Raw genomic sequence first — 4,410 nt, forward strand, 5'->3', positions numbered from 1 at the left:
GCGCGTCGGCGCGGGTGCGCTGGCGGCAGGGGCTGCCCGTCCCCAGCCCCGCGCACCGCCGGACGGTCGAGGCGGTGCGCGCGGCCGTGGCCGAGGTGCCCGGGCTCGCCGTGGTCGGGGCGTGGGTGGCCGGCAACGGCCTCGCCTCGGTGGTCCCGGACGCCCGCCGCACCGCCGCCGCGCTCGTCGTCCCCAGGCCCGAGGGCCGGGTTTCGACAACCCCGCGCGGGGTGACCGAGACTGGGGGCATGCCCCAGACGGTCCGGGTCGGCACCCGTGCGAGCGTGCTCGCCCTGACGCAGACGGGACACGTGGCGGACGCGCTGACCGCGCTGGGTGCCGGTGACCACGAGCTCGTGCGGGTCCGCACGGACGGCGACCGGCTCACCGGGTCGCTCGCGACGCTCGGCGGCACCGGGGTGTTCGTCACCGCGCTGCGGGACGCGCTGCTCGACGGGCGCTGCGACGTCGCGGTGCACTCGTTCAAGGACCTGCCGACCACCCCCGCCCCCGGCCTGGTGGTCGCCGCGGTGCCCGTGCGGCAGGACCCGCGGGACGCCCTGTGCGCCCGCGAGGGCTGGACGCTGGCGACCCTGCCCGAGGGCGCGTCCGTCGGCACGGGCTCGCCGCGCCGCGCCGCGCAGCTGCTCGCGGCCCGGCCCGACCTGCGGGTGGTGGACATCCGCGGCAACGTCGACACCCGCCTGCGTCGCATCGAGGACGACCTCGACGCCGTGGTGCTCGCCGCCGCCGGGCTGGCGCGGCTGGACCGGCTGGACGCCGTCACCGAGGCGCTGCCGCCGGACGTGATGACGCCCGCGCCCGCCCAGGGCGCCCTGGCGGTCGAGGTGCGCGCCGAGGACGCCGTCGCGGGCACGCCGCTCGCGGCCGCGCTCGCCGCCCTGGACCACCGGCCGACCCACCTCGCCGTGCTGGCCGAGCGGGCGCTGCTCAACCGGCTGGAGGCCGGGTGCGCCGCCCCCGTCGGCGCCCACGCCCGCCTCGGCGACGACGGGGTGCTCACCCTGTCCGCCGTCGTGCTGCGCACCGACGGCACCGCGTCCCTGCACCGGTCCGACGCGCTGACCCTCGACGGCAGCGCCACCGACGACGCGGCCCGCACCGCCCTGGCCGCCGCGGGGCTCGGCACCCGGCTGGCGGAGACCCTGCTCGCCGACGGCGCGGCCGACCTGGCGGACCTCGCCGCGGGCGGTCGCGCGTGACCGCCGCCCCGCTGGCCGGGCTCACCGTCCTCGTCCCCCGGGAGACCCCCGGCCCCGACCCGCTGGTGATCGCGCTGACCGCCGCCGGGGCGCAGCCGCAGGTCGTCCCGCTCATCCAGACCGTCCCGCCGCACGACCCCACCGAGCTGGACGACGCCCTGCTCGCGCTCGAGGTCGGGTACTACGGCTGGGTCGCCGTGACCAGCGCCGCCGCCGTGCCGGTGCTCGTGGACCGTGCCGACGAGACCGGGCACACCCTGGCCGGGCTGCTCGACGGCGTCCGCGTCGCGGCCGTCGGCGGGTCCACCGCCCGGGCGCTGCGCGAGGCGGGCGTCGAGGTGGACCTCGTGCCGACCGGCCGCAGCTCCGCAGCGACGCTGCTGGCCGCGTGGCCGCCCGCCGGGGAGGACCCCGCGCGCGTGCTGCTCCCGCTCGGCGACCTCGCCGCCCCGACGCTGGCCGAGGGCCTGACCGCGCACGGCTGGCCGGTCGACGTCGTCGTGGCGTACCAGACGGTGCCCGGCCCGGCGCCCGAGCCCGAGGAGCGCGCCGCGTGGGCCGCCGGCGGCACCGACGCCGTGCTGCTGACCTCGGGCAGCACCGCCCGCAACCTGCTGACCATGCTCGGCGCCCCGCCCGCGAGGACCCTGGTGTGCTGCATCGGCGGGTCGACGGCCGCGGAGGCGCGGCGGCTCGGCCTGCGGGTGGACGCCGTCGCCGAGGACCAGACCCCGGGCGGCCTCGTCGCCGCCCTGACCGCAGCGGTCACCGCCCGGACGGGCGCGCGCACCGACCCCGAGCAGCACCCCGGAGAGCACGCATGACCGAGCCCCGCACCACCGGCGCACCCGCGCCCGCCCCGCTCAGCCCCGTCGAGGCCGTCGCGGCGGCCCGTCCCGGCCGCGTCCGGCCCCGCCGCCTGCGCGGCAACCCCGGCCTGCGCCGGTCCGTCAGCGAGGTGCGGCTGCACCCGGCCGACCTCGTGCTGCCGCTGTTCGTCAAGGAGGGCCTGGCCGAGCCCGCGCCGATCGCGTCGATGCCGGGCGTCGTCCAGCACACGCGCGACTCGCTGCGCCGCGCGGTCGCGGAGGCCGCCGCCGCGGGCATCAGCGGCGTCAACCTGTTCGGCGTCCCCCTCGTGCGCGACGCCGACGGCTCCGGCGCGACCGACCCCGACGGCGTGCTCAACCAGGCCATCGCGGACGTGCGCGCCGAGGTCGGGGACGCCCTGGTCGTGCAGGCGGACCTGTGCCTGGACGAGTTCACCGACCACGGGCACTGCGGCGTCCTGACCGCCGACGGCTCGGTGGACAACGACGCGACCCTGGTCCGGTACGCGGAGATGGCGCTCGCGCAGGCCGCCGCGGGCGCCCACATGGTCGCGCCCAGCGGGATGATGGACGGCCAGGTCGGCGTCATCCGGGACGTCCTCGACGCCGCCGGGCGCACCGACGTCGCCGTGCTGGCCTACGCCGCCAAGTACGCGAGCGTGCTCTACGGGCCGTTCCGCGACGCGGTCGAGTCGACGCTCGACGGCGACCGCCGGACCTACCAGATGGACCCCGCCAACCGCCGCGAGGCGCTGCGCGAGGTGGCCCTCGACATCGAGGAGGGCGCCGACGTCGTCATGGTGAAGCCCGCCGGGGCGTACCTGGACGTGCTCGCCGACGTCGCCGCCACCAGCACCGTGCCGGTCGCGGCGTACCAGGTGTCCGGCGAGATGGCGATGGTCGAGGCCGCCGCCGCGCAGGGCTGGCTGGACCGGCGGCGGGCGATCACCGAGTCCGTCCTGGGGATCCGGCGCGCGGGCGCCGACCAGGTGCTGACGTACTGGGCCGTCGAGCTGGCCCACTGGCTGCGGGAGGAGTGGCGATGACCACGTCGGAGGAGCTGTTCGAGCGGGCGCTGGGCGTCACCCCGGGCGGGGTGAGCTCGCCGGTGCGCGCGTTCGGCTCGGTCGGCGGGGCGCCGCGCTTCCTGGCCTCGGCGCGCGGCGCGTACGTCACCGACGTCGAGGGGCGCGAGTACGTCGACCTCGTCGGGTCGTGGGGCCCCGCGCTGCTCGGGCACGCGCACCCCGAGGTCGTCGCCGCGGTGCAGGAGGCCGCCGCGCGCGGCCTGGGCTTCGGCGCGCCGACGCTCGCCGAGGTCGAGCTGGCCGAGGCCGTCCGCGAGCGCGTCCCCGCGGTCGAACGGCTGCGCCTGGTGTCCACCGGCACCGAGGCGACCATGACGGCCATCCGCGTCGCCCGGGGCGTCACCGGCCGCGACCGGGTCATCAAGTTCGCGGGCAACTACCACGGCCACTCCGACGGCCTGCTGGCCGCCGCCGGGTCCGGGGTCGCGACGCTCGCGCTGCCCGGGTCGGCGGGTGTCCCCGCGTCGATCGCCGCCGAGACCATCGTGCTGCCCTACGGGGACGTCGCCGCCGTCGAGGCCGCGTTCGCGGAGCACGGCCCCACGGTCGCCGCGATCATCTACGAGGCCGCCCCGGCGAACATGGGCGTCGTCCCGCCGCCGCCCGGCTACAACGCCGCCCTGGCCCGGATCGCGCACGCCCACGGTGCCCTGCTCATCCAGGACGAGGTGCTGACCGGGTTCCGCGTCGGCCCCGCGGGCTGGTGGGGCCTGGAGGCGCAGCGCGAGGGCTGGACGCCGGACCTGCTGACCTTCGGCAAGGTCGTCGGCGGCGGGCTGCCCGTCGCCGCGCTCGGCGGCCGCGCCGAGGTCATGGACGCGCTCGCCCCGCTCGGCCCCGTCTACCAGGCAGGCACGCTGTCCGGGAACCCGGTCGCGACCGCCGCGGGCCTGGCGACGCTCCGGCTCGCGGACGACGCGGTGTACGCCCGCGTCGACACCGCGTCCGCCACCGTGCAGGCCGCGGTGTCGGAGGCGTTCGCCGCCGCCGGTCTGCCGCACACCGTGCAGCGGGCCAGCAACCTGTTCAGCACCGTGCTCGGCACGGACGCGGGCGCCCGGGACTACGCCCAGGTGCTCGCCTCCGAGGCGTGGCGCTACCCGGCGTTCTTCCACAGCCTGCTGCGCGACGGGGTGTACGCGCCGCCGTCGGCGTTCGAGGCGTGGTTCCTCTCCGCGGCGCACGACGACGCGGCGCTCGACCGCGTCCTCGCGGCGCTGCCCGCCGCGGCCCGCGCCGCGGCGGCCGCCGTGGCCCCCGCGGCCTGAG

At 78.6% G+C, this 4,410-nt stretch carries 4 protein-coding genes; all 4 read left to right on the forward strand.

Features of this window, described 5'->3' with window-relative positions; all coding sequences use genetic code 11:
• Positions 1-248: 248 nt before the first annotated feature.
• From hemC to hemL, 4 genes are read left to right on the forward strand one after another with little or no spacing between them, the layout of a single operon-like run.
• A complete protein-coding gene (hemC, locus tag EBM89_RS19660) occupies positions 249-1,223 on the forward strand; it encodes a hydroxymethylbilane synthase (RefSeq protein ID WP_122151282.1) in 975 nt (324 codons plus the stop codon).
• The gene (locus EBM89_RS19665; RefSeq protein ID WP_122151279.1) at positions 1,220-2,047 is read left to right on the forward strand and encodes a uroporphyrinogen-III synthase; all 828 of its coding nucleotides are present in this window, start codon (positions 1,220-1,222) and stop codon (positions 2,045-2,047) included. Before hemC ends, EBM89_RS19665 begins: the two co-directional genes overlap by 4 nt.
• A complete protein-coding gene (gene hemB, locus EBM89_RS19670; protein ID WP_122151280.1) occupies positions 2,044-3,099 on the forward strand; it encodes a porphobilinogen synthase in 1,056 nt (351 codons plus the stop codon). Before EBM89_RS19665 ends, hemB begins: the two co-directional genes overlap by 4 nt.
• Positions 3,096-4,409: a glutamate-1-semialdehyde 2,1-aminomutase gene (gene hemL / locus EBM89_RS19675; RefSeq protein WP_122151281.1), complete on the forward strand. Its 1,314-nt coding sequence runs from the start codon at positions 3,096-3,098 to the stop codon at positions 4,407-4,409. Before hemB ends, hemL begins: the two co-directional genes overlap by 4 nt.
• The last annotated feature ends 1 nt before the right edge of the window (position 4,410 follow it).

Source organism: Cellulomonas triticagri, from assembly GCF_003696205.1.
Classification (GTDB): Bacteria; Actinomycetota; Actinomycetes; order Actinomycetales; family Cellulomonadaceae; genus Cellulomonas; species Cellulomonas triticagri.

What these genes read in the sequence shown, in the direction of transcription:
- hemC (WP_122151282.1), top strand. Translation starts at nt 249, where the DNA reads ATGCCCCAGACGGTCCGGGTCGGCACCCGTGCGAGCGTGCTCGCCCTG.
- hemL (WP_122151281.1), top strand. Translation starts at nt 3,096, where the DNA reads ATGACCACGTCGGAGGAGCTGTTCGAGCGGGCGCTGGGCGTCACCCCG.
- hemB (WP_122151280.1), top strand. Translation starts at nt 2,044, where the DNA reads ATGACCGAGCCCCGCACCACCGGCGCACCCGCGCCCGCCCCGCTCAGC.